The organism is Candidatus Methylomirabilota bacterium (genome assembly GCA_035315345.1).
In the GTDB taxonomy this organism is placed as follows: domain Bacteria; phylum Methylomirabilota; class Methylomirabilia; order Rokubacteriales; family CSP1-6; genus CAMLFJ01.
In genome coordinates, this window is the sequence record DATFYA010000189.1 from 45,996 (window position 1) to 70,096 (window position 24,101).

The 24,101-nt window shown below is 72.6% G+C and carries 21 protein-coding genes; all 21 read left to right on the forward strand.

What is annotated here, in order from left to right; all coding sequences use genetic code 11:
* Window positions 1–91 precede the first annotated feature (91 nt).
* The 21 genes from glmS (at window position 92) to VKN16_24395 (ending at window position 24,099) form a co-directional block, all read left to right on the forward strand.
* Entirely contained in the window at window positions 92–1,924 is a 1,833-nt protein-coding gene (gene glmS / locus VKN16_24295; protein ID HME97338.1) for a glutamine--fructose-6-phosphate transaminase (isomerizing), read from the forward strand.
* A complete protein-coding gene (locus tag VKN16_24300; protein ID HME97339.1) occupies window positions 1,921–2,730 on the forward strand; it encodes an anti-sigma factor antagonist in 810 nt (269 codons plus the stop codon). The genes glmS and VKN16_24300 overlap by 4 nt, the downstream gene beginning before the upstream one ends.
* Window positions 2,721–3,608 (forward strand): endo alpha-1,4 polygalactosaminidase, encoded by an 888-nt coding sequence (locus tag VKN16_24305; protein HME97340.1) that lies wholly within the window; start codon window positions 2,721–2,723, stop codon window positions 3,606–3,608. Before VKN16_24300 ends, VKN16_24305 begins: the two co-directional genes overlap by 10 nt.
* A complete protein-coding gene (locus VKN16_24310) occupies window positions 3,605–5,728 on the forward strand; it encodes a hypothetical protein (protein HME97341.1) in 2,124 nt (707 codons plus the stop codon). The genes VKN16_24305 and VKN16_24310 overlap by 4 nt, the downstream gene beginning before the upstream one ends.
* On the forward strand, window positions 5,725–7,947 hold the full coding sequence (locus tag VKN16_24315; protein HME97342.1) for a tetratricopeptide repeat protein: 2,223 nt from the start codon (window positions 5,725–5,727) through the stop codon (window positions 7,945–7,947). The genes VKN16_24310 and VKN16_24315 overlap by 4 nt, the downstream gene beginning before the upstream one ends.
* Window positions 7,944–9,419: a tetratricopeptide repeat protein gene (locus tag VKN16_24320; protein ID HME97343.1), complete on the forward strand. Its 1,476-nt coding sequence runs from the start codon at window positions 7,944–7,946 to the stop codon at window positions 9,417–9,419. The genes VKN16_24315 and VKN16_24320 overlap by 4 nt, the downstream gene beginning before the upstream one ends.
* Window positions 9,420–9,424: 5 nt before the next feature.
* Window positions 9,425–9,985: a CsgG/HfaB family protein gene (locus VKN16_24325; GenBank protein HME97344.1), complete on the forward strand. Its 561-nt coding sequence runs from the start codon at window positions 9,425–9,427 to the stop codon at window positions 9,983–9,985.
* A 7-nt stretch (window positions 9,986–9,992) separates the two neighbouring features.
* Window positions 9,993–11,345, forward strand: a complete 1,353-nt coding sequence (locus VKN16_24330) for a GAF domain-containing protein (GenBank protein HME97345.1) — start codon at window positions 9,993–9,995, stop codon at window positions 11,343–11,345.
* A 59-nt stretch (window positions 11,346–11,404) separates the two neighbouring features.
* Window positions 11,405–12,310, forward strand: a complete 906-nt coding sequence (locus VKN16_24335) for a hypothetical protein (protein ID HME97346.1) — start codon at window positions 11,405–11,407, stop codon at window positions 12,308–12,310.
* Window positions 12,307–13,800 carry a GT4 family glycosyltransferase PelF gene (gene pelF, locus VKN16_24340; GenBank protein ID HME97347.1) on the forward strand — a complete coding sequence of 498 codons (1,494 nt, stop codon included), beginning with the start codon at window positions 12,307–12,309 and terminating at the stop codon, window positions 13,798–13,800. The genes VKN16_24335 and pelF overlap by 4 nt, the downstream gene beginning before the upstream one ends.
* Before the next feature lie 6 nt (window positions 13,801–13,806).
* Window positions 13,807–15,219 carry an exopolysaccharide Pel transporter PelG gene (pelG, locus tag VKN16_24345; protein ID HME97348.1) on the forward strand — a complete coding sequence of 471 codons (1,413 nt, stop codon included), beginning with the start codon at window positions 13,807–13,809 and terminating at the stop codon, window positions 15,217–15,219.
* Entirely contained in the window at window positions 15,219–16,892 is a 1,674-nt protein-coding gene (locus VKN16_24350; protein ID HME97349.1) for an iron ABC transporter permease, read from the forward strand. The genes pelG and VKN16_24350 overlap by 1 nt, the downstream gene beginning before the upstream one ends.
* Window positions 16,889–18,064 carry an MFS transporter gene (locus VKN16_24355; protein HME97350.1) on the forward strand — a complete coding sequence of 392 codons (1,176 nt, stop codon included), beginning with the start codon at window positions 16,889–16,891 and terminating at the stop codon, window positions 18,062–18,064. Before VKN16_24350 ends, VKN16_24355 begins: the two co-directional genes overlap by 4 nt.
* The gene (locus VKN16_24360) at window positions 18,061–19,164 is read left to right on the forward strand and encodes an ABC transporter ATP-binding protein (GenBank protein HME97351.1); all 1,104 of its coding nucleotides are present in this window, start codon (window positions 18,061–18,063) and stop codon (window positions 19,162–19,164) included. Before VKN16_24355 ends, VKN16_24360 begins: the two co-directional genes overlap by 4 nt.
* Before the next feature lie 30 nt (window positions 19,165–19,194).
* A complete protein-coding gene (locus VKN16_24365; protein HME97352.1) occupies window positions 19,195–19,521 on the forward strand; it encodes a rhodanese-like domain-containing protein in 327 nt (108 codons plus the stop codon).
* A gap of 10 nt (window positions 19,522–19,531) precedes the next feature.
* Entirely contained in the window at window positions 19,532–20,308 is a 777-nt protein-coding gene (locus tag VKN16_24370; GenBank protein HME97353.1) for an enoyl-CoA hydratase-related protein, read from the forward strand.
* Window positions 20,305–21,060, forward strand: a complete 756-nt coding sequence (locus VKN16_24375) for an HAD family hydrolase (GenBank protein ID HME97354.1) — start codon at window positions 20,305–20,307, stop codon at window positions 21,058–21,060. The genes VKN16_24370 and VKN16_24375 overlap by 4 nt, the downstream gene beginning before the upstream one ends.
* 15 nt (window positions 21,061–21,075) lie before the next feature.
* The gene (locus VKN16_24380) at window positions 21,076–21,600 is read left to right on the forward strand and encodes an adenine phosphoribosyltransferase (GenBank protein ID HME97355.1); all 525 of its coding nucleotides are present in this window, start codon (window positions 21,076–21,078) and stop codon (window positions 21,598–21,600) included.
* A 42-nt stretch (window positions 21,601–21,642) separates the two neighbouring features.
* Window positions 21,643–21,993, forward strand: coding sequence for a hypothetical protein (locus VKN16_24385; protein HME97356.1), 351 nt, complete (start codon window positions 21,643–21,645; stop codon window positions 21,991–21,993).
* Window positions 21,994–22,071: 78 nt separating this feature from the next.
* Entirely contained in the window at window positions 22,072–22,929 is an 858-nt protein-coding gene (locus VKN16_24390) for a 3-hydroxybutyryl-CoA dehydrogenase (GenBank protein HME97357.1), read from the forward strand.
* Window positions 22,930–22,947: 18 nt separating this feature from the next.
* Window positions 22,948–24,099: an acyl-CoA dehydrogenase family protein gene (locus tag VKN16_24395; GenBank protein HME97358.1), complete on the forward strand. Its 1,152-nt coding sequence runs from the start codon at window positions 22,948–22,950 to the stop codon at window positions 24,097–24,099.
* Window positions 24,100–24,101 lie beyond the last annotated feature (2 nt).

The window sequence follows — 24,101 nt, forward strand, 5'->3', positions numbered from 1 at the left end:
CGCGCCCCTGACAGCCTCGTTTCGATGCTTCGCGTCATCGCCGCTCCCATCGCATCCGATCGATCCGTCCTCACTGTTATACTCGTGTCGAATGTGTGGGATCGTCGGCTATATCGGGAGCAATTTCGCGGAGATCGTGGTCGTCGACGGCCTGAAACGGCTCGAGTATCGGGGATACGATTCGGCCGGCCTGGCCACGCCGCTGGACGGCGTTCTGAAGCTGCGCCGGCAGGTCGGCAAGATCGCCAATCTCGAGCGCGAGATCCTGCGGGAGCCGGTGGAGGCGCACGTCGGCGTCGGCCACACCCGCTGGGCCACTCACGGCGCCCCGACGGTGGCCAACACCCACCCGCACACCGACGCGGCGCAGACCATCGCGGTGGTCCACAACGGCATCATCGAGAACTATCTCGAGATCCGCCAGAAGCTCGAGGCCGAGGGCTGCGTCTTCTCCTCGGCCACCGATACCGAGGTGGTCCCGCAGCTCGTCGCCTACCACATGGCGCAGGGGGTGGGGTTGGAGGCGGCGTTCCGGGCCACGCTGCGGCGGCTCGAGGGCAGCTACGCCCTGGCCCTCGTCTCGGCGCGCGAGCCCGACCTGATCCTGGCCGCGCGGCGCTCGAGCCCGCTGGTGGTCGGCTATGGCCCGGACGAGTACCTGGTCGCCTCGGACGTGCTCGCCATCCAGCAATACGCCACCGAGGTGACCTACCTGGAGGACGGCGACGTCTGCGTCGTGAAGGCCTCCGGGGTCCGCATCACCGACGTCGACGGCGTGCTCGCGAACCGGCCGCGTCACCGGGTGGATCGGGAGAGCCTCGTCGTTCAGAAGGAGGGCCATCGCCATTTCATGGCGAAGGAGATCCACGAGCAGCCGCGCGTCCTCGCGCAGACGATCTCCGGACGGCTCGCGGCGGGGGGCCGCGACGTCGTGCTCTCCGATCTCGGCCTCACCGCCGCGGCCATGCGCGAGCTGGAGCACGTGCAGATCGTGGCGTGCGGAACGTCGTGGCACGCGGGGCTCGTCGGCCGCTATCTGATCGAGGGGCTCGCCGGGATCCCGGTGCGGGTCGACTACGCCTCCGAGTTCCGCGGTACCGCGGCCCTGCTGCCGCGCCACTCGCTGCTGATCACCATCTCGCAGTCGGGGGAGACCGCCGACACCCTGACCGCGCTTCGGGCGGTGAAGGGGCGCCGCGTGCCGACCCTGACCATCTGCAACTCGCCGCGCTCGTCCATGGTCCGGGAGTCGGATGGCGTCATTCAGACCCTGGTGGGGCCCGAGATCGGGGTCGCGTCCACCAAGGCGTTCACCGGACAGCTGCTCAGCCTGGCCATGCTGGCGATCCACCTCGGGATCACGCGCGGCGCCCTGAGCCCGGCCGACGCGGGGCAGCTGCTCGATCACATGCTGCGCTTGCCCGGGCTGCTCGAGCACGCGCTGCGGCTCGAGGCCGACGTCCTCGAGGAGGCGCGGCGGCTGCAGGAGGCGCGGAGCGTGCTGTACCTCGGGCGCGGCATCAACTATCCGGTGGCCCTCGAGGGCGCCCTCAAGCTGAAGGAGATCTCCTACATCCACGCGGAGGGCTATCCGGCGGGCGAGATGAAGCACGGGCCGATCGCGCTGATCGATCCGCGCTTCCCGGTGGTGGCGGTGGCCGGCGCGGGGCCGGACCAGACCAAGCTGCTGAGCAACCTGGCCGAGGTCCGCGCGCGGGAGGCCCACGTCCTGCTGCTCACCGTCGACGCCGACACCCCGGCCGGCACTGCCGATCGCATCCTCGTGGTGCCGCCCACTTCGCCATGGCTCGAGCCGATCATGCTGGTCCTGCCGCTGCAGATGCTCGCGTATCACACCGCGGTGCTGAAGGGCTGCGACGTGGACCAGCCGAGGAACCTGGCCAAGAGCGTGACCGTGGAATGAACGGGACCGCGGCGCCCGGCCGCTTCACCATGTCGAGCGAGGCCGAGCACCTCGGCCGGCTCCGGCAGTGGCTGCGGGGCGCGCTGGCGGGCCTCGGCGTCGACCGGGCCACCGGCTCGGAGCTGCTGCTGGCGGTCGGCGAGCTGTGCGCCAACTCGATCGAGCACGCCTACGAGGGCCGGGGCGGCCAGTCCATCGATGTCTCGGTGCGCGGCTACGACGACCGGGTCGAGATCGAGGTGGAGGACTGGGGCAAGACCTTCGATGCCTCGCGCTACGTGGAGCCGGATCTGGAATCGCTGCCCGAGCACGGCATGGGCATCCACCTCGTCCGCCGCATCGCGGACTCGCTCGCGGTGGACGTGCAGCGCGAGCGGGGCACCCGCTGGACGCTCACGAAGTACCGGCGGGCCGCGAGTCCGGCCGTCGGGTTCATCGACGACCGGGCGCCGGTCCGGCCAGGAGAGACCATGGACATCGAAGTGACCAAGTCGGGCACGATCTCGGTGGTGGCGCCCCAGGGCGATCTGGACATGGCGGCGGCGGATCAGATGAAGCGGACGCTGACCGATCTGGTGGACAAGGGCGGCCGCAAGCTCCTGATCGATCTGGACCACGTCGGTTACGTGGACAGCTCGGGCCTCGGCGCTCTCGTCGCGTCGATGAAGCACGCGCGCGGGGCGGGCGGCGACATGCGCCTCTGCGGGCTGCAGGACGACGTGCGCGCCATCTTCGAGATGACCCGCCTCGTGAAGGCCATCACGGTGCACGCCAGCCGGGCGGAGGCGCTCGGCGCGTGGGCCTGACCCGGCGCCTGATCGCCGCCGCCCTGGCCCTCGGGCTCGGCGGGGCGACGGCGCCGGCCGGCGGAGCGTCCGCGCCGCCGATGATTCGCCCGCTCGCGGGCGTGCGCACCTGGGTCGTCTACTACGGGGCCGAGGCATCGGCGGGACCCGATCTCGCCCGCTTCGACGTGGTGGTGCTCGACCCGCATGGGCACCCCCCGCTGCCCGTGATCAAGCGGCACGGGGCGGTCGTCCTCACCTATGTGAGCCTCGGGGAGGTGAACACGAGTCATCCCGAGTACGCGGCGATCAAGGACGAGCCGTGGGTGCTCGCGCCGAATCCCAGCTGGCCGGACGCGCGACGACTCGACGTGCGGGCCGAGGCCTATCGGCGCTGGCTCCTCGATCGGGTGGTGCCGGCGGCCCTCGCCGGTCCGGTGAACGGCCTCTTCCTCGACACCGCCGACTCCGCCCTCGATCTCGAACACACCGATCCGGCGCGCCACGCCGGGATGGCCCAGGCCCTCGAGCGCGTGCTCGGCGAGATGAAGCGCCGCAACCCCCGCGCGCTCCTCATGCTCAACGGCGGGCTCCCGGTGGTGGAGCGCCGCCCCGAGGCCGTCGACGCGGTGGCGCTCGAATCGATCTGGAGCGACTACGATTTCAAGGCGCAGCGGTACCGCGTGCGACCGGCCGAGGAGGCGGAGGCGCGGGCCGGCCTGCTCGCGCGGGTGGCCGCCCTGGGGCTGCCCGTGTTCACCATCGAGTACGCGGCGGCCGAGCCGAACGCGCGCTGGCCGTCCGAGCTCATCCGGCGCTCGCGCGCCCGTGGATTCGTCCCGTACGTCTCCACCATCGGCCTCGACCGCGTCTCGCTGCTCACCCTCTCGCCGCCATGAGCGGACGGTTCTCGCGGCGCGCGTTGCTCCGGCGCTCGGCCGCCGCGGCGGGCGCGCTCGCCCTGCGCGCCGGATCGTCCGCCCGCGCCGCGCCGGCGCCGCCGTCTGCGCCGGCCGCCGCCGACCTGCCGCGCTACGTCCTCGCGCTGTACAAGTCGAGCGATCCCGACAACGACGTGTCGGGCCGCCGCAAGATGACCGCGACGAACAACGAGGTCCACGCGTGGGCCCAGATGCCGCTGAACTGGCTCGGGCTGATGGTGGAGTACTACGACATCGACCGCGGGCTGCCCGACGAGAAGGTCATGGGCCGCTACCGCGGCATCGTCACCTGGTTCCAGACCGACGAGATGGCGGACCCGCTCGCCTACCTGCGCTGGCTCGGCGCCCAGACGCGGGCCGGGCGCCGCGTCGTGATCCTGGGCCAGCTGGGCGCCCTTCGCGACCGCAAGACGCTCAAGACGGTGGATCTGGAGGCCGTGAACGAGGCGCTCGCGCCCACCGGGCTGCAGTTCCTTGGCAACTGGACGGGTAACCAGCGGGTCATCGAGCTGCGGCGCAAGGACCCGACGATGATGGAGTTCGAGCGGAAGCTGCCGCCCGGCCTGCCCTACTATCAGCAGGTCGTGGCGCGGGCGCCGGGCAGCCGGGCCCACCTCGTGCTGGCCCGACGCGATCTGCCCGACTCCGAGAGCGCGATGGTGGTCACCGGCCCCTGGGGCGGGTTCGCGGCCGCGGAGTACGTGCGCTTCCAGTTTCCCGGCGAGGCGGGCGCGCAGTGGTGGATCGATCCGTTCGCCTTCTTCCGCGAGGCGCTCGGCGTCGGGGACTGGCCGCGGCCGGACACCACCACCCAGTACGGGCGGCGCATCTTCTATTCCCACATCGACGGCGACGGCCTTCGCAACCGCTCGGAGGTGCGCGCGGGCGCGTCGAGCGGCCAGATCATCCTGGACGAGATCCTGTCCCGCTACCGGTTGCCGATCAGCGTCTCGGTGGTGGTGGCCGAGGTGGAGCCGACGCTGCTCGGCTCGCCCGAGTTCCACCAGCTGGCCCGGGCCATCTACGCGCGGCCCAACGTCGAGGCGGGGAGCCACTCGTACACGCATCCGCTCGACTGGGAGAAGCGGACGCGCAGCTTCGACCTGCCGCGGGTGCCCTACGCGGTCGAGACCGAGACCGCGGGCGCCATTCGCTACATGGAGGAGCGGCTCCTGCCGCCCGGCAAGCGGGTGCGGCTCTTCCAGTGGTCGGGCTCGACGCGGGTGAGCGAGGACGCCATCGCGATCCTCGCCCGGCTCGGGGTGCCCAACATCAACGGGGGCGATCCGATGCGGGACCGCCAGTGGCCCAGCTACACGCGGGTGGCCCCGCTCATGCGGCAGGTGGGGACGCAGTGGCAGACGTACACCTCCGGCTCCAACGAGAATCTGTACACCAACCTCTGGACGGGGCCCTTCTACGGGTTCCGCTACGTGATCCAGACCTTCGAGAACACCGAGGCGCCGCGGCGGGTAGCCCCGGTGAACGTCTACTACCACTACTACTCGGGCGAGCGGGTGGCCTCGCTGCACGCCCTGCACGAGGTGCACGAGTGGGTGCTGCGACAGCCGCTGGCGCCGCTCTTCACCAGCGAATACCTCGCCATCGTCGAGGGCTTCCGCACCGCGCGCATCGCCCGGACCGCCGAGGGGTGGCGGATCGACCGGCACGGCGCCCTCCGCACCATCCGCTTCGACGACACGGCCGCCTCGGTGGATCTGGCGCGCTCGTCGGGCGTGCTGGGATTCGTGCACCATCAGGGCGCGCTCTACGTGCACCTGGCCGGGCCCGAGCCCGCGCACGTGGTGCTGACCGACCGGCCGGCGCGGGCACCCTATCTGGCCCGCTCGAGCCACCGCGTGACCGCGTGGTCGCACGCGGATGGCCGCGTCGCGCTCACCGTCGCGGGCATCGGGGCCAAGGAGGTGGAGATCGCCGGGCTGCCCGCGGCGCGCGAGACGGACGTGGAGATTCGCGACGCCGGCGGGGCACGCCGGCTTCGCTCCCGCGTGAGCGCGGACGGGCGCCTGGTCGTTCGCGGCGGCGAGGCGGGTGAGGTGGAGTTCCGGCTCGCGTGAAGATCGCGCGCTGGAAGCTGGCGGTGGGCGTGCTGCTCACCCTCGCGCTGCTCGCGCTCTCGCTGCCGTGGGGCGCGGACCTCGGCTGGGCCTACCTGGCGAGCCGTCAGTACACGCAGGCGCGGGACGTCTTCACCGAGGCGCTCCGCGGCGAGCCGGGCGACGCCAATCTCTGGGTCGGCCTCGCGTCGGCGTACGAGGCGCTCGGCGATCCCGATCGGCAGATCACGGCGCTCGTGGCCGCGGCGGAGCGCGCGCCGCGCCGCCGGGACCTGCTGCTGAATCTGGCCGACGTGTACGAGTGGAACAAGAATCCGGCCGCGGCGGCGACCGTGCTGGAGCGGCTGACCGCGGAGCCGCATCCCGACGACGGGCCGTTGCTCGAGCGCCTCCTGACCGCATATCTCTGGAGCGGAGACTACGAGCGACAGCTGGCGGTGCTGCGCAAGCTCGTCGCTCTCACTCCGTCCGATCCGTCGGCGGTCCTCGAGCTGACCACCGCGGCCCGCAACCTGAATCGCCAGGACGAAGCCGCCGCCGTGCTCGAGGCGTACGTCCACCGCCGCCCCACCGATCCGGACGCGCGTCGCTGGCTGGCCCAGCTGTACGACTCGATCGGGCAGGGGGATCGCGCGGTCGAGCAGTGGAAGGTCCTGGCCCGGCTCGACCCGAAGGATGTCGAGGCCCGCGACCGGCTGCTGCCCGCTCCCGGCGGCGCAGCGCAGGTCGAGGAGATCGCCCTGCTCGAGCGCCAGCGTGCGGCCGATCCGCGGGACGAGACCGCGCGGCGGCAGCTGGTCGCGCGGTACCGGGCCCGCGGCGACGGACCGCGGGCCCTCGAGGTGCAGCGGGAGCTGGCCGCGCTCCGCCCGCGCGACGCCGACGTCCTGGTGGAGCTGGGACGGCTGCTCGTCGAGCAGGACCGGGGTCCGGAGGCCATCGGCGCCTACGAGCGGGCGGTGGAGATCGCCCCGTCGCGCACGGACGCCGCGCTGGCGCTGGCCCAGCTCTACGAGTGGTCGAGCGACCCGCGCCGCGCGCTGGCGCTCCTCCAGCGGGTGGCGCGCGAGCGGCCGGGCGACCGGGCCCTGCAGCAGCGCGTGGCGGCGCTGGCCCAGGGCGCCGGCGACCCGAGCGAGACGGTGGCCGCGCTCGACCGCCTCGCCGCGCTCTCGCCGAGCGACGACCGGTACGCGCGACAGGCGATCGAGGCCCTGGTGGGCGCCAACCGCATGGGCGACGCGATCGCGCGTCAGCGTCGCCTCGTCGAGGGGAACCCGGGCGCGATCGCGGACGCGCTGCGGCTGGCCCAGCTCTACGAGTGGAACAACCAGGAGCGCGAGGCCATCGCGGTCTACGAGGCGCTCGATCGCCGCGGCGCGCTGCCCGAGGCCGCCCTCGTGCGCCTCGGCGAGCTGTATCGCTTCCAGGACCGCCCGGCCGATTTCCTGCGCGAGGCCGAGCGTCGGCTCGCGCGCCGACCCGACGACGCGGCGCTGCGCGAGGCGGCCGCGCAGGCCGCCGAGGGCCTCGGGCGGCTGCAGGACGCGCTGCGGCTGCTCCAGCCGCTCGTCGAGCGACGTCCGCTCGACGAGCCCTTCGTGCTGCGCTACCTGGCGCTCGCCGCGCAGGCCGGGCGCGTGGACGAAGGCCTCCGCGTGCACCGGCGCTTCGCGCCCTCCGCGGGTCCGAGCTATCGCGTGAAGGTCGCCAAGGTCTTCACCGATCTCGGTCGCTATCCCGAGGCGATCGCGGAGTACGAGGCGGTGCTGGCCGCTTCCGACGGCCGCGGACCGGAGGCGATCGAGGCGCGGCTGGCCCTCGCCCAGCTCTACGACTGGACGGGTGCCGGCGACGCCGCGCTCCGGCAGTGGGAGAGCGTCATGCGCGCCCGGCCTCGCGACGCGCAGGCCCTCCGCGAGGTCGGCCGCCGGAGCCTCGCGATGTCGCGCAACGACGTCGCGCTACGCGCCTATCGCGGGCTCCTCGAGCTGCAGCCCGATGACGCGGAGGCCCTCAAGCGCGCGGGCCAGCTCATGGCCTGGAGCCACGACGCGCCCGGCGCGCGCACCGCGCTGGAGCGATTCAATCGCGTGAAGGGCGGCGACTACGAGGTCCACTACCTGCTCGCCGAGCTGTACTCGGCCGATCACCACGACGAGCGGGCGCGCGCCGAGTACGAGCGCGCCCTCCGGCTGCTGCCGCCCCGATCCCGGTGAGCGACGCGATCCGGCTTCGGTCCGGCTGGCGCGGCGGGCTCCTCGCCCTCCTGCTCCTCGCCGGCTCGGCCTCGGCGGTCTCCGGGCAGACGCCGGAGGCCGGCGGGCCCGCGCCCGAAGCGCCGACCGCGGATCCGGTCGAGACCGAGGCGATGCGGGCGCGCATCCTGGTGCGGCTCGGGCGGGTGGAGGAGGCGCTGGCCGCCTATCGCGCGCTGCTCTCGCGTCGCCCCGACGATCGCTCGCTGCGCGAGGAGTACGCGGAGCTGCTGGCCGACGTGGGCCTGATGGACGAGGCGGCCGCCGCGCTCGACCGGTACCTGGCCGACGATCCCACGTCGGAGCGCCTGCGGCGGCTCCGCGCCCGCGTCGATCTCGCGCGCGGCGCGCCCGCCGAGGCGGGCCGCCGGCTCGACGCGCTCGCGCGCGAGCGGCCGGCCGACGCGGGCCTCACCGCCGATCTCGCCGCCGCGGAGCTGGCCGCGGGACGGTGGAGCCGGGCGCGGGATCTGTACGGCCGGCTGCTCGAGGCCCACCCCGAGGACCGGGACCTGCTGCTGGCCCATCGAGAGATCGTCTACGCGCACGCGCCGCGCTTCGAGCTGGGGCACTACTCGCTGCTGCAGCAGTCGGCCACCCAGCACGTCGAGGAGGCGGTGTGGGTCGGTTGGCTGGCCGACCGCTGGTGGCTCCGGGCCGGCTCCCGCTACGGGACCTATCACCAGGATCACTCCGAGAGCCAGAACGCGTTCACCGAGGAGATCGGCACCGTGCTCGCCGCGCTCGGCTTCCAGGCCACGCGGGCGGTGACGGTGTGGGCCGGGCCCGAGGAGTCGCGGCGGCGCGAGAGCATCTTCCGCACCACCGGCCGGCTCGGCGCGCTGTACGACGACGCGCGCGCCACCACTGCGATCCTCGACATCGCGATCCGCGAGCTGCTCACCAATCCGGTCTCGGCGGTGCCGCTCAACGGCACCACGGATCGGGTGACGGTGGACGTGGCCCGGCGCATCCTGACCCCGGTGGTGCTGGGCCTCCACTACGACTTCCGCCACTACCGCGCCTCCCACCAGGATCTCGGCAATCGCTGGGAAGCGGCGGCGCGCGCGGAGATCGAGCTGGTGCGGACCCGCGTGCAGGTGACCCTGATCCCGCAGGTGTTCTTCTCCCAGTACACGCCGACCGCGGATAGCCCCCTGCGCGACCAGGTCGTGTTCATCCGGCGCGAGGACATCGTGGCCCTCGGCGGCCTCGTGGGCTGGGACGTCACCTCCGCGCTGCGGGTGCAGGCCGGCGCGGTCGGGCGGCGCGATCTCCATCGCGCGCTGACGTCGTACGAGGTCACCGGCGAGGGCCGCTGGCGAATTCGTCCCTGGCTGGACGCACGCGTGCTCTATACTCGGAACACCGAATCGACCACGGTCGGAGGCGAGGAGCAGTCGTTCCTCGGCCGTCTCGAGATCCGATACTGACCGACATGCGGCCGAGAGTGATGCTGTTGATGGCGGCGCTGCTCACCGCGCTCGGATGCGCGAGCGCGGTGCAGGAGTGGGTGAAGCCCGGCGCGGCGAGGCCCAGCCGGGTCGCGGTCCTGCCGTTCGAGAACCAGACCGCGGCCCTGCGGGCGGGACAGGCTGCGTCCGATCTCCTCGTCTCCGAGCTGCTGGCGACCGGCGCGTTCGCGGTGATGGACCCGAGCGAGGTCGCCGATCTGCTTCGCCGCGACAACCTGGATCCCGCGGATGCGGCGCGTCTGCCCTCGGCGCAGCGGGTGGGCCGGCTCCTGCAGGTGAGCCACGTGCTGCAGGGCTCGGTGACCGAGTATCGCTACAAGCCCGGGCTCTCCGAGACGCCCGCGGTGGGCCTGACCGCCCGGCTCGTCGAGGTCACCTCGGGCGAGGTGGTGTGGACCGCGAGCTACGCGCGGGTCGGCACGTCCTGGTTCCGCGAGGATGGCCTCGCGCGCGTCGCGCAACAGGTCACGCACGAGATGGCCGCCTACCTGACCGGCGCCCTGGGCGACGCCCGAGCCCGGTAAGCGCCGGGTGGCCGGGCCCATCCGTCGTCCGCCCGTGTACCTCGTCGAGCTGGGCGCGGGCCTCCTCGCTCTCGTGGTCCTGAACGTCCTGCTCGCGCCCGGCGATCCGGGCCTGCTCGGCGTGCAGCCGCATCCCGCGCTCCTGTTGATCGCGATCGTGGCCTCGCGCCACGGATTGCGCGCGGGCCTCGTGAGCGGACTGGTCACCGCGGCGGCGATCGCGGGGTGCATCGTCGCACGCCTGGACCACGTGAGCTGGACCGAGCTGCGAACGCTGCACCACTACGTCACCCCGCTCCTGCTGCTGGCCACCGGCTTCGCCCTCGGAGCGCTGCGGGAGGCGCACCTCCGCGAGACGCGCGCGGTGGAAGCGCGGGTGGCCTCGCTCGAGCAGGAGCTGGCCGATCAGGCCGTCCGCTTCATGGCCGCCACCGAGGCCAAGCACGAGCTCGAGCGGCGCGTGGCCGACGAGCGCGCCTCCCTGTCCAGCCTCTACACCGCCGCCCGTGCGCTCGAGACGCTGGAGGCGGATCGCCTCTACCCGGCGATCGCCCTCACCGCGCGCCGCTTCCTGCAGGCCGACGCCTGCCAGTGCTACGCTCTCGAGGGCGACCTCCTGCGGCTGCGCGCGGCGGAGGGATCGCCGCCCGACCGATCGGAGATCCGGCCCGACGAGGGGCTGGTCGGCCTGGCCATCCGGCTCGGGCGGCCGGTGAGCGTTCGCGACCAGAGCCAGCACGCCTCGGTCGAGGACCTCGCCAGCGCGAGCCTGCTCATGGCCGCGCCGCTCGTCGCCGACGGCGGGGCATTGCTCGGCTGCGTCACCGTGACCGCGCTGCCGTTCCTGCGCCTGACCCCGGTCGCGCTCGACCGGCTCGGCCTGGTGGCGGACTGGGGAGCGCGGGCGCTCGAGAACGCGCGCGCGCACGAGCGGGCGCGTGCCCGCACCATCGAGGACGAGCTGGTGCGCGCCTACACCTACGCCTACTACCAGCGCCGCATCCACGAGGAGGAGGTGCGCGCGGATCGCTACGGCCGTCCCCTCTCGGTGCTGATCTTCCGCATCCACCGCTACGGGGCGGTGGATGCGGCGCGACGGGCCGAGCTGGGACGCGTGCTGTCGATGGTGTTCTCGCGCACGCTCCGCGACGTCGACATCGTCTGCCGCTACGCCACCGAGGATTCGTTCGCGATCATCCTGCCGGAGACCGCGCCGGCGCGCGCCGAGATCGTGCTCGATCGCCTGTCCCGCGAGATCGCCAACTTCCACTTCGCCCCGTACGCCGACGAGGCGCAGGATCTCGAGTTCTCGACCCGCGTGCTCGCGGTGCGCGAGCGGCCCGGCGGAGTCGCCTCCTGAGCTCCACCGTCGCCTTCGCCCTGGCCTGGCTCGCCGAGCTGATCGCGCTGTCCGGCGCGGTGCTCGGATGGTGGCTCGCCGCCCTCGGCGCGCACCTGGCCGCCGCGCTCCTGGTCGAGCGGAGCCGGCGGCGGGATCGTCCCGACGCGCGCTTCCTGGCCGCGGCCCTGGTGCTGGCGCTGCCGGGGCTGGGGCTCGCCGGCATCGGGGCGATCGCGCTCTGGCAGCGGCGGGCCGCCCCGTCGGGGCTCTACGCGGGGGCGCACGCGGAGATGGCCGAGCTGCCCGGACCCGGGCAGGCGCCCGAGCCGGTGGACCGCGTGTTCGAGTGGCTGCAGGCCCAGGTGTCGGTGCAGCCGGTGGCGGACCTCATCCGCTCGGCCGATCCGCGGACCCAGCGCTGGGGCGTGGGCCTGCTGGCCCGGCGCGGGGACGCCGCCTCGGTCGCGCTGCTGCGCGAGGCCCTGCAGGCGCCCGACCGGGATACCCAGATCGCCGCCTCCGGGGCCCTGCAGCGCGTGGAGGAGCGCCTCGTGGGCCGGATCGGCCAGACGGAGGAGGGGCGGCGCGGGGAGCCCGATTCCCCCGAGCGCCAGCTCGCGCACGGCGACGCGTGCGCGGCCTACCAGGCCAGCGGCATCCTGGATCCGACCATGGGCCGCCACTGGCTCGGCGAGGCGGAGACCGCGTACCGCCGCGCATGGGCGTTGCGGCCGGGCTGGCCGTCGGCGGCGCGCGCGCTCGCGCGCGTGCTGCTCGCGCGAGACGAGGTCGACGAGGCCGAGGCGCTCGCGCGCGAAGCGCGGGGCCGTGAGCCGTCCGGCGAGGCCGACCTGCTGCTCTCCGAGATCCTCTTCCGCCAACGGCGGTGGCGCGACCTCCTCGCCCTCGCGCGCGAGGCGGCGGCCGCCGGGCGCGCCGACGAGACGCTGCGCTGGTGGGCGGGGGAGGAGCCGGCGGCGTGAGCGCGCCCGGCGCCGACATCTGTCTCATCCTCGAGGGCACCTATCCGTTCGTGACCGGCGGGGTGTCGGCGTGGATCCACCAGCTGGTCGGGGCGCTGCCCGAGCTGCGCTTCGCGATCTTCCACATCTCGGCCACGCAGGGCGAGGCGCACGAGCCGCGCTACCGGCTGCCGCCCAACGTGGTGAGCCTGGTCGACGTGGGCATCCACGGTGGCGACGAGCCGGCGGTGAGCGGGGAGAGCCTGTCCGCGGACGCGTGGGACTCCATGTGGCGCTATCACGAGGAATTGAAGGCGGGCCGGTCCGACGGCCTCGGCGAGCTGCTCCACGGCGTGTGCCCGCGCCCCGGCACGGGCCCGTCGGTCCACGACTTCATCTACGGCAAGCCGTCGTGGCAGATCGTCCGTCGCCTGTACGAGGAGCGGGCGCCCGACATCTCGTTCCTGGACTATTTCTGGACGTGGCGCTTCACGCACCTGCCCATCTTCCGCCTGCTGCATGCGGCGGTGCCCGAGGCTTCCGTGTACCACACCGTCTCCACCGGCTGGGCCGGCTTCGTGGCCGCGACCCAGCGGCTGCGGCGGCATCGGCCGATGCTGCTCACCGAGCACGGCATCTACTCGCGCGAGCGGCGCATGGAGATCGACCAGGCCGAGTGGATCTACGTGCAGCGGCAGGCGCCGATGACCCTGTCCGCCGGTCCCGCGTATTTCAAGGAGCTGTGGGCCCGGCTGTTCGATCGGCTGTCGCGCATCACCTACGCGCACGCCGACCGGATCGTGACGATCTTCGAGGGCAACCGCCAGGCCCAGATCCGCGACGGGGCCGACCCGGCCAAGACCCTGGTGGTGCCGAACGGCGTCGACCTGGAGCCCTTCGCGGCGCTGCCGCGGACCGAGCCGGCGCCGGGCGAGTTCCGCATCGGCTTCGTGGGCCGCGTGGTGCCGATCAAGGACGTGAAGACGTTCATCCGCGCGGTCAAGATCGTGACCGGCGACGTGCCGGGGGCGCGGGCGGTGATCGCGGGCCCGGGCGACGAGGACCCGGAGTACCTCGCGGAGTGCCGGAGCCTGGCCGCGACCCTCGGGATCACGGATCGCATCGAGTTCACCGGACGCGTGGACGTCAAGCAGATCTACTCGCGCATCGACGTGCTGGTGCTGACCAGCATCTCGGAGGGGCTGCCGCTGGTGATCCTGGAGGCGGCCGCCGCGGGCGTCCCGCTGGTGTCCACCGACGTGGGGGCCTGCCGTGAGCTGCTCGAGGGCCGCGAGCCGGCGGATCGGGCGCTGGGGGCGAGCGGGCTCGTGACCGGCCTGGCCGACCCGGGCGCGACCGCGCAGGCCATCGTGAGCCTGGCGCGCGACCCGGGCCTGCGGGAGGAGATGGGCCGGGCCGCCCGGGCCCGCGTGCGCGCGCACTACCAGGAGGCGGACTTGATCCGCCGCTACCGGGAGATCTACCGCGGCCTCATCGCGGCGGGCGGCTAGCACGCGATGGCGGGCATCGGCTTCCGGCTCAAGCGCCTCATCGTCGACGGCAGCTACAGCGGCTGGCTGCGCGCGCATCTCTACGGGGCGGTGTTGTCGGCGGGGCCGTGGCTCCTGTCCATCTGCACGCTCGGCACCCTCGCCCTGCTGTCGCGCAACCTGATCGGCGACGCGGCGCACGCCCGCTTCCAGGCGATCGTGGTCTATACCTATACCGTCTCGCTCATCACCACCGGGGCCGCCCACATGGTGGTGACGCGGCACCTCGCCGACGAGCTGTACCGCGGGCGCATCGGCGCGCTGGTGGTCTCCTATCGCCTCACGCTCGGGGTGACCGCGCTCGCGCACCTCGTCCTCGGGACCGCGTTCTACGCGCTGTGCCCGGGACTCGAGCCGGCGCTGCGCCTCTTCGGGGTCATGCTGCTGGTGGTGGTGTCGTGCACCTGGATGGTGATGATCTACCTGGGCGCGGCGCAGGACTACGCGAGCGTGGTCGCCGCATTCTTCGCGGGCAATGCGCTCAGCCTGCTCGCCGCGCTCGGCCTGGGCCGGTACGTCGGCGGGAGCGGCTATCTCGCGGGCTTCCTGGCCGGGCAGGCCGGCATCCTGTTCGTGCTGTGCGCGCGGGTCGAGCGCGAGTTCACCGGGGTGCGGGTCCCGGAGTCGGTGCACCTGCTACGGGCCTTCGGGCGCTACCCGGAGCTGATCGCGGCCGGCGTCTTCTACAACGCGGCGATCGCGGTGGATCGCGTGATCTTCTGGGTGGGGCCCACCGGCCTGCCGGTCGTGGGCTGGTTTCACGCCTCGCTGTACGACACCCCGATCTTCCTGTGCTACCTTTCGGTGGTGCCGTCGCTCGCCATCTTCCTCGTCAGCGTCGAGACCGACTTCTACGATCGTTATCGCGAGTACTACGGCGTCGCCACCAAGCACGGCACGCTCCGACAGGTCCTCGACGCCAAGCGCGCGCTCGTCGCCTGCCTGCGCAACAGCCTGCGCCGCCTGCTGATCGTCCAGGCGCCCCTCACGTTGCTCTCGATGGCGCTGGCGCCGTGGCTGATCGCCGCGATCGGCCTCGATCGTCTCCAGCTCGGCATCCTCCGCTGCGGGCTCGTGGGCGCGCTGCTCCACGTGCTGTGCCTCTTCGGGAGCATCGTGCTGCTCTACTTCGACCGTCGGCGCGACGCCGCCGAGGTCGCCGCGGTCTTCTTCGTGGCCAACGCCGCCCTCACCCTCGGCACGGTGGCGGTGGGCCCCCGCGCCTACGGGCTCGGCTACCCGCTCGCCGCGCTGCTCGCCTGCGCCTGGGCCTACCACCGCCTCGAGCAGACCCTGGAGGACCTCGAGTACCTGACCTTCGCGGCGCAGCCCATGGCCCCGGAGGCGTCCGCGATCGAAGCGAGCTCCGCCTCCGCCTGATGCGAGGACACCGCTCGACCGGCGAGACCGCGCTGGTCGCCTCGCTCCTGGTCCTCCTCGCGGTCGCCATCGTCTATCCGCTCATCCAGGTGCTGTCGGTCGCCGTCGTGGCCGACGGCGCGCCCACGCTCCGCCCGCTGCTGGCCTTCTTCGCGCGGCCCCTGTCTCGCGAGGCGCTGGTGAACACCCTGCTCGCCGGGCTGCTGGCGGTGGTGATCGGCAGCGTCATCGCGGTGCCGCTGGCCGTGCTCACCGTGCGCTACCGGTTCCCGGGGCACGGGCTGATCTCGGTGCTCGGGGTGCTGCCGCTCGTCATCCCGCCCTTCGTGGGGGCGGTGGCCTTTCAGCAGATCCTCGGCCGGCGCGGCGCGGTGAACCTCTTCCTGCTCGATCGCTTCAGCGTCACGGTGCCGTTCATGGAGGGCTTCGCCGGCGTGGTGCTCGTGCAGAGCCTCCACTACTTCCCGTTCATCCTGCTCAACACCGCGGCGGCGCTCGGCGGGCTCGATCGCTCGCTCGAGGAGGCGGCCCAGAACCTGGGGGCTTCCGGGCTCCGTCTCTTCCGCCGGGTGCTGCTGCCGCTCGCGCTGCCCGGATACGCGGCGGGGGCGCTGCTGACCTTCATCCGGGTGATCGACGATCTGGGCACGCCGCTGATGCTGAACTACACCCGGCTGCTGGCCCCGCAGGCCTACGTGCATGTGACCACCATCGGCTTCAGCGACGTGGATGGCTACGTGATCTGCGTGATCCTGGTCGCGCTGTCGCTGGCCGCCCTCTGGCTGTCGAAGGCTGCGCTGGCCCGCGGCGAGTTCGCCGCGCTGGGCCGGGGCGGGGAGACGCCGCCGGTCGTGCTGGGCCGGCGCGGCGCGCTCGGGGCCTGGCTGGGCGCGCTGCTCCTGCTCGGGCCGGCGCTCCTGCCCCACGTGGGCATCGTGCTGCTGTCGTTCTCGCGGGTGTGGAGCCTGAGCCCGCTGCCCACCGTGTACACGCTCGGCAACTACGAGGAGATCCTGGTCCGCTCGCCGGGGTTCGTCGTCAACACGCTGCGCTACGCGGGCCTGGCTGCGCTGCTCGACGTGGCGCTGGGCGCGGTCATCGCCTGGCTGCTGCTGCGGGGCCGGGTGCGCGCGCGGCACTGGCTCGACACGCTCTCGACGGTGCCGCTGGCCATCCCGGGCGTGGTGCTCGCGATCGGCTACCTGCGCGCCTTCGGCGGGCTCCGCGTGCCCGGCCTCGGCGAGCCGTTGACCTCGACGTGGCTGATCCTGGTGGTGGTGTACGCGGTGCGGCGGCTGCCCTACGCGGTGCGGGGCGCCTACGCGGCGCTCCAGCAGCTGTCGCCCGCGCTGGAGGAGGCGGCCCAGAGTCTCGGGGCCAACCGGCCGCGGACGTTCCGGCGCATCACCCTGCCGCTGATGACGCGCGGGCTCCTGGCCGGCGGACTGCTCGCCTTCATCACCTCGGCGGTGGACCTGTCGTCCACCATCCTCCTCGTGCCCCGCGTGGAGCTGGGGCCGCTGTCCTACGGGATCTACCTCTACATGCAGTCCGCGGCGGGCCGCGGGCCCGGGGCGGCGCTCGGCGTGGTCGCCATCGTGCTGGTGGCGGCGGGCACCTGGGCCGCGTCCGGCCTCGCGCGCCGCTCCCGCGCGTGGGACGCGCGCCCGTGAGCCGCCCGCGCGCGGAATGGGTGCTCCCCGCCTCGATGCTGCTCGGCACCTTTGCGTGGTCGTTCGTGTACGTGAGCTTGCCCTTCCACATCCAGAGGATGTCGAGCCTCGACCCGGCCGCGACGCTCCGATGGACGGGGTGGATTCTCGGCATCAGCCCGCTGATCACCGTGCTCACCGCGCCGATCTCGGGCCGGCTGGGCGAGCACATCGATCCCAAGCGCGGCTTCATCGCGGTGCAGGCGTTCCAGGGGCTCGGCTTCCTCGGCATGGCGGCGGCGCGCACGCTGCCCGAGATGCTGGTCGCGCGCATGCTGCTGGGCCTGATGGGCGCGGTCTCGACCTTCGCGTTCATCATGGTGGGCCGCTCGGGTGGCGACGTGCGGCGCCAGGTCTCCTACATCCAATCCGGGATGACGCTGGGCCAGGTGCTCGGCCCGGCGGCGGGCGCGCTGGTGGCCGCGCGCGTCGGCTTCCGCCTCTCGTTCGTGCTGGGCGCGGTGATGCTCTGGGCGTGCTCGGCGCTCGTCTCCTGGGGCGTGCCGCCCGGCCGGCCCCGCGACCCCAAGGCCGCGCCGGCCCGCCCGACCTCGGTGCGCGAGCTGGCGACGGTGTCGCTGGTGGTCCTCGCCGGCTCGACGCAGATCTTCTTCCTCACCTCGATCCTGCCCCAGATCCTGCCGCCGCTCGGCGTGGCCACGGAGTCCACCCTGGAGGTCGGCGGCGTCCTGATCTTCGCCACCGGGGTCGCCGCCTCGCTCGGCGCGATGGCCGCGCCGCGGCTGGCCGAGCTGCTGGGCGACCGCCAGGCGGTGCGGTGGTTCCTGCTGGGCTCCTCCCTGTTCCTCGCGACGCTCGCCCTCGCGGGCAACGTGTGGGCCTTCGGCGCGCTGCGCTTCCTTCAGGTGCTGTGCATCGCCCCGGTGTTCCCGCTCGCGGTGGCCGCGATCGCGCAGCGCGCGTCCGGCGGGGCGATCGGGTTCGTGAACTCCTCGCGCATCGGCGCTGCCTTCATCGGCCCGGTGCTGGCCACCACGCTGCTATCGTCGCTGCCGCCCGCCGCGGTGTACCTGGTGCTGGCCGCCCTCGGGCTCGCGGTGGTCCCGCTGGTGGCGCGGCTGGATCGCCGGCCGCGCTTCAGGGATGATCCCGGAGGAGGCGTGACCGCGTGACCCAGTCCGAGCTGATCCGGCTGTCCGAGGTGCGCATGGAGGGCGTGGGCAAGCGCTACGGCGACCACTGGGCGGTCGCCGACGTGTCGATCTCGATCCGGCCCGGTGAGTTCTACACGCTGCTGGGGCCGTCCGGCTGCGGCAAGACCACGCTGCTGCGGCTGCTGGCCGGCTTCATCACGCCCGACACCGGCCGCATCGTGGTGGACGACGAGCCGATCGACGCGGTGCCGCCGTGGAAGCGCAACCTCGGCATGGTGTTCCAGCACTACGCGCTCTGGCCGCATCTCTCGGTGTTCGAGAACGTGGCCTTCGGCCTGCGCGAGCGTGGAGTGAGCGGCGAGGCGTTGACCGGCAAGGTGGCGGCCGCCCTCGGGCAGGTCGGGCTCGCGGGCTTCGAGCCGCGTCGGCCGTCGCAGCTCTCGGGCGGCCAGCAGCAGCGGGTGGCCCTGGCGCGCACCCTCGTGGTGCAGCCGCGGCTGCTGCTCCTCGACGAGCCGCTGTCGAACCTCGATGCGGGGCTGCGCGCCCAGATGCGGCTGGAGCTGGGGCGGCTGCATCGCGACGTCGGCATCACCACGCTCCACGTGACCCACGACCAGGCGGAGGCCCTCGCCCTGTCGAGCCGCATCGCGGTGCTGGACCACGGGCGGGTCGTGCAGGAGGGCAAGCCCGAGGAGATCTACTGGCGCCCCCGCAACCGCTTCGTGGCCGAGTTCGTGGGCGCGGCGAACCTCGTGCCGGTGCGCGTGGTCGAGGTGCGCGACCTCGGGGTGGTGGTCGAGACCGCGGGCGGCTCGCGGGTGCCGGTGGCCTCGGGCGGCCATCCCTGGGCGGTCGGCGCGCGCGGGCTCCTCTGCCTCCGTCCGGAGTCCCTGCGGCTCGAGGAGTCGGAGCGCGCGGCCGGCGGCATCCGCGGCCAGGTGGCGAGCCACGTCTTCGAGGGCTCGCGCCAGCTGTACGACGTGGCGATCCCCGGCGGCAGCGTGCGCGTGGAGATGCTGACCTCCGCGTCGCAGGGCCGCGGCTTCAAGCCCGGCGACGACGTGAAGATCGAGATCTCTCCCGAGACCTCGGTGCTCCTGCCCGAGCCGACCTGACATGGTATCTTCCCAGCGGGAGACCACGAGATGAGCGCCGAGCGAACCGACATCGCCCCTCAGGATTTGAAGACGCGCCTCGACCGCAAGGACCCGGTGGTGCTGCTGGACGTGCGCGAGGACTGGGAGACCGCGCTGTGCCGCCTGGACAACGCGACCCACATCCCGATCGAGGAGATCGAGTTCCGGACCGCCGAGCTGGACCCCGCGGACGAGATCGTCGTGTACTGCCATCACGGAGTCCGCAGCGCGGCGGTGGCCGGCTTCCTCCGGCAGCAGGGGTTCAAGGCGGTGAACCTGGTGGGCGGGCTCGATCAGTGGGCCCAGGCGATCGATCCGAAGATGAAGCGGTACTAGCCGCCGATCCATGTCGGTCGAGCCGGACTTCGTCACGGTCGCGCGCGAGGGCGTCCTGGCCTGGGTGACGCTGGACCGCCCGCCGTTGAACTTGATCGTGCCCGAGATGGTCGAGGGGATCCGCGCCACCTTCGCGGCGCTGCGCCGGGACGCCGGGGTGCGCGCCGCCGTGATCACCGGCGCGGGCCGCGCGACCACCGGGGGCATGCAGCTGCAGGTGCTCCGCGACTTCACCCCGGGCCCCGCCAAGGCCTTCATCGCCAGCCTGCACGAGGCGATCAACGAAGTGCACGACGCCCCGTTCCCGACCGTCTGCATGATCAACGGCGCCTGCCTCGGGGCCGGCTTCGAGCTGGCCATGGCCTGTGACCTGCGCACCGCGGCCGGCGACGCGGTGATGGGCCTGCCGGAGATCCGCGTCGGCATCCCGTCGGTGATCGAGGCCGCGCTCCTGCCCGGCGTGGTCGGGCCCGGGCGCGCCGCCGAGATCTTGTTGACCGGCGAGAGCGTCTCCGCGCGGCAGGCCTTCGAGTGGGGCCTGGTGAACCGGGTGGCGCCGCGGTCCGAGCTGCGGGCGGTGACCGCCGAGCTGGTCGGCAAGATCCTCGCGTGCGCGCCGAGCGCGGTGCGCCTGCAGAAGGAGCTGATCGTGCGGTGGCGCAACACGGACCTGCGCACCGCCGTCGAGTATGGCGTCAACGCCTTCGGCCAGTCCTTCGCCACCGGGGAGCCGCGCGAAGCGATGGAGGCCTATCTCGGCAAGCGCAAGCCCCGCTTCGCTTCGTGATCCGCCTCGTCACCTTCGACTTCTGGGACACGCTGGTCACCGATTCGCCGGAGAACCTGCGCGCTCAGCGCGCGCGCCGCGTCGAGGCCATCCGGCGCGCGCTGCACGACGCGGGGGCGCCGGTCAGCGAGGTCGACGCCGAGGACATCCACGAGCGCTCGGGCCTCACGCTGGCCGAGCGCTTCTGGAGCGACAATCGCGACCCGAGCCCGGCCGAGCAGCTGCGCATCGTCCTCGATACCCGGGAGCCGGGCATCGCCGCCCGCCTGAGCCCGGCCGCCTTCGCGGCCGCGCTCGAGGCCTACATCTCCCCGGTGCTGGCCCATCCGCCCGACCTGTCCCCGGGCGCCGCGCGGGCAGTACGCGACCTGGCCGCACGCGGAGTGATCCTCGGCATCGTGTCCAATACCGGCCGCACGCCCGGGCTGATCCTGCGGCGCGTGCTCGAGCGCCACGGGCTGCTGCGCTACTTCGGTCCCATCTCGTACTCCGACGAGATCGGCGTGCGCAAGCCGGAGGCGGAGATCTTTCGCGTGACGCTCGCCGCCGCCGGGATGCGGCCCGGGCAGGCGCTGCACATCGGCGACAACCCCGACGCCGACGTGGTGGGCGCGCGGGGGATCGGCATGCGCGCGGCGCACTACACCGCCGGGTTCCGGCTCCCGTCGGCCGACGCCGATCTCATCGTTGCCGACCTCGAGATGCTCGCCGACGAGGTTTTTCGGGTTGCCCCCACCTGGGCCGCCGGGTAACATGCCGGCTCGGCCATGAACCTGGACGAGCTCCGCGCAAAGATCCGCGACATCAAGGATTTTCCGACCGAAGGCATCCTCTTCAAGGACATCACCACGCTGCTGAAGGACGGCCCCGCCTGGGCCTCGGTGATCGACCACCTGGCCGCCCGCTACCACACCTCGCGGGTCGACCTGGTCGTGGGCGTGGAGTCGCGCGGCTTCATCTTCGGCGGGGCGCTCGCCCATCAGCTCAAGGCCGGCTTCGTGCCGGTGCGCAAGCGGGGCAAGCTCCCCGCGCGCACGATCGAGGAGGAGTACGAGCTGGAGTACGGTCGCGACGTGCTGGCCATCCACGAAGATGCGATCGCAGCGGGGCAGCGCGTGCTGGTGGTGGACGATCTGCTGGCCACCGGGGGCACGATGGCGGCCACGCTGCGACTCGTGGAGCGGCTGGGCGCGTCGGTGGTGGGCGCCGCCTTCCTGATCGAGCTGGCCTTTCTCAAGGGCCGCGCCCGTCTCGCCGGGCACCGGATCGACTCCCTGATCGTCTACGACTAGACCGTCGGCAGTAGTTGTATGATGGGAGCCGGGAGGCCGGACATGATCGAGCGAGCGTGGGTCGGGGGCGTGCTGGTGGCGATGGCGGGGGTGGTGCTGCCCGCGGCCGCGGTCGGGGCCGGCGAGGGCACGCAGCCGGCGCCGGCGCCGATCATCTTGAACCTGATCAACCGGCCGATCGAGTCGCGGGAGCGCGCCTTCACCGAGGACATCAAGCGCGAGGCGTTGGCCCCGCGGCCATCGCCGGTCGATGAGTGGGAGCCCCAGCCGGACGGCTCCATGCGCAACAAGAAGACCGGGATCAGCGTGACCGTGAGGAATCCGTGCCCGCCCGGCGACATCGAGCACGAGTTCGCGCTGGCCGCCTACAACCGCTCGAAGACCCGCCGCTGACCGCCGCGCAGAACCCTACCATTCGAGGCTGACGTCGTCCCGGAGCCGCCAGGGACGGCGTGATCGGGGAGACCGGGCATGGCAATCCGCAACGTCGGGGTGCTGGGCTGTGGGCTGATGGGGTCGGGGATCGCGCAGGTCACCGCGCAGGCGGGCTTCCCGACAGTGGTGGCCGAGGCCAGCCAGGAGCTGCTCGACCGCGGGCTGGCCGGCCTCCGCAAGAGTCTCGACGCCCTCGTGGCCAAGGCGAAGCTCGACGAGAAGGCGCGGGACGAGGTGCTCGGGCGGATCAAGGGTGTGGTCGGGGTCGAGGGCTTCCGCGACTGCGACCTCGTGATCGAGGCCATCACCGAGAATCAGCCGCTGAAGAACGAGACGTTCGCCAGGCTCGACCGTATCTGCCCGCCGCACGCCCTGCTGGCGTCGAATACCTCGTCGTGCAACATCACCGCGATGGCCGCCGCGACGAAGCGGCCGGGGCAGGTGCTGGGGCTGCACTTCTTCAACCCGGTGCCGCTGATGAAGCTGGTCGAGGTCGTGCAGACCATCCTCACCGACGAGAAGAGCGTGCTGGGGGCGTACGAGTGGGTGCACGCCGTCGGCAAGGTGCCGGTGCGGGCGAAGGACTCCACCGCGTTCATCGTCAACCGGCTGCTCGTGCCCTACCTGCTGGACGCGATCCGGGTCTACGAAGGTGGCCTGGCCTCGCTGGAGGACATCGACCAGGCGATGAAGCTCGGCTGCGGCTACCCGATGGGGCCCTTCACCCTGCTCGACCTGGTCGGCCTCGACACCACCATGTACGTGGCCGAGGTCATGTTCGACGAGTACCGGGAGCCCCGCTACGCCCCACCCCCGCTGCTCAAGCGCATGGTCATGGCCGGGCAGCTCGGTCGCAAATCCGGCAAGGGCTTCTACGATTACTCGAAGAAGTAGGTGCAACCGGTTGCCACGATGAACAATCTCTACTATCTGAGCGAGGACCAGCAGGCGATCCGTACGCTGGCGCGGGAGATCGCGCGCGAGCGTATCGCCCCGCGCGCCGCCCACGTGGACGAGACCGGCGAGTACCCGCACGAGCAGCTGAAGCTGCTGGGGCAGCAGGGCTTGATGGGGCTGCACATCCCCGAGGAGTACGGGGGCACGGCGGCGGGCTCGCTCGCCTTCTGCCTGGCCGCCGAGGAGGTGGCCTGGGCCTGTGCGTCGACGTCGACCATCTTCCTGGTGCAGAACCTGGGCGGCTACCCGATCATCTTCGCGGGCAGCGAGGAGCAGAAGCGGCACTACCTGCCGAAGCTGGCCACCGGGGAGATGACGGCGGCCTTCTCCCTCTCCGAGCCGGGATCGGGCTCGGACGCCGCCGCGATGACCTGTCGCGCCGTCCGCAAGGGCGACCGCTACGTGCTGAACGGCTCCAAGATGTGGGTGACCAACGGCTCCCACGCCGGCGTCATCACCGTGTTCGTGACCAGCGATCCGGGCAAGCGGGCCAAGGCGGTCACCGCGCTCCTGCTGGAGCCCGGCATGAAGGGGTTCACGGTCGGCAAGGCGGAGCGCAAGCTCGGCATCCACGGCTCGCCCACCGTGGCCTTGCACTTCAGCGACTGCGAGGTGCCGGTCGAGAACCGGCTGGGCAAGGAGGGCGACGGATTCAAGATCGCGATGCGGACGCTCGAGCAGTCGCGGCCCACCATCGGTGCGCAGGCCGTGGGCATCGCCCAGGCCGCGCTCGACGCCTCGGTGGCCTACGCCAAGGAGCGCCGCGCTTTCGACCAGCCCATCGCCACCTTCCAGGGCATCCAGTTCATGCTCGCCGACATGGCGATGGCCGTGCATGCGTCGCGACTGGTCGTCCACCACGCCGCCGCCCTGATCGACCACGGGGTGAGCGGGACGGCGCTGGAAGCCTCCGCGGCGAAGTGCCTGGCCTCGGACACCGCCATGAAGGCGGCGACCGATGCGGTCCAGATCTTCGGCGGGTACGGCTACACCCGTGAGTTCCCGGTCGAGCGGTTCATGCGCGACGCCAAGATCACCCAGATCTACGAGGGCACGAACCAGATCCAGCGCGTGGTCATCGCCCAGCAGCTGCTGGGCAAGGCCTGACG

Bases quoted from the DNA above. Each gene is read 5' to 3' on its own strand.
- glmS (HME97338.1), top strand. From the start codon at position 92: ATGTGTGGGATCGTCGGCTATATCGGGAGCAATTTCGCGGAGATCGTG.
- VKN16_24300 (HME97339.1), top strand. From the start codon at position 1,921: ATGAACGGGACCGCGGCGCCCGGCCGCTTCACCATGTCGAGCGAGGCC.
- VKN16_24310 (HME97341.1), top strand. From the start codon at position 3,605: ATGAGCGGACGGTTCTCGCGGCGCGCGTTGCTCCGGCGCTCGGCCGCC.
- VKN16_24325 (HME97344.1), top strand. From the start codon at position 9,425: ATGCGGCCGAGAGTGATGCTGTTGATGGCGGCGCTGCTCACCGCGCTC.
- pelG (HME97348.1), top strand. From the start codon at position 13,807: ATGGCGGGCATCGGCTTCCGGCTCAAGCGCCTCATCGTCGACGGCAGC.
- VKN16_24350 (HME97349.1), top strand. From the start codon at position 15,219: ATGCGAGGACACCGCTCGACCGGCGAGACCGCGCTGGTCGCCTCGCTC.
- VKN16_24365 (HME97352.1), top strand. From the start codon at position 19,195: ATGAGCGCCGAGCGAACCGACATCGCCCCTCAGGATTTGAAGACGCGC.
- VKN16_24370 (HME97353.1), top strand. From the start codon at position 19,532: ATGTCGGTCGAGCCGGACTTCGTCACGGTCGCGCGCGAGGGCGTCCTG.
- VKN16_24380 (HME97355.1), top strand. From the start codon at position 21,076: ATGAACCTGGACGAGCTCCGCGCAAAGATCCGCGACATCAAGGATTTT.
- VKN16_24385 (HME97356.1), top strand. From the start codon at position 21,643: ATGATCGAGCGAGCGTGGGTCGGGGGCGTGCTGGTGGCGATGGCGGGG.
- VKN16_24390 (HME97357.1), top strand. From the start codon at position 22,072: ATGGCAATCCGCAACGTCGGGGTGCTGGGCTGTGGGCTGATGGGGTCG.
- VKN16_24395 (HME97358.1), top strand. From the start codon at position 22,948: ATGAACAATCTCTACTATCTGAGCGAGGACCAGCAGGCGATCCGTACG.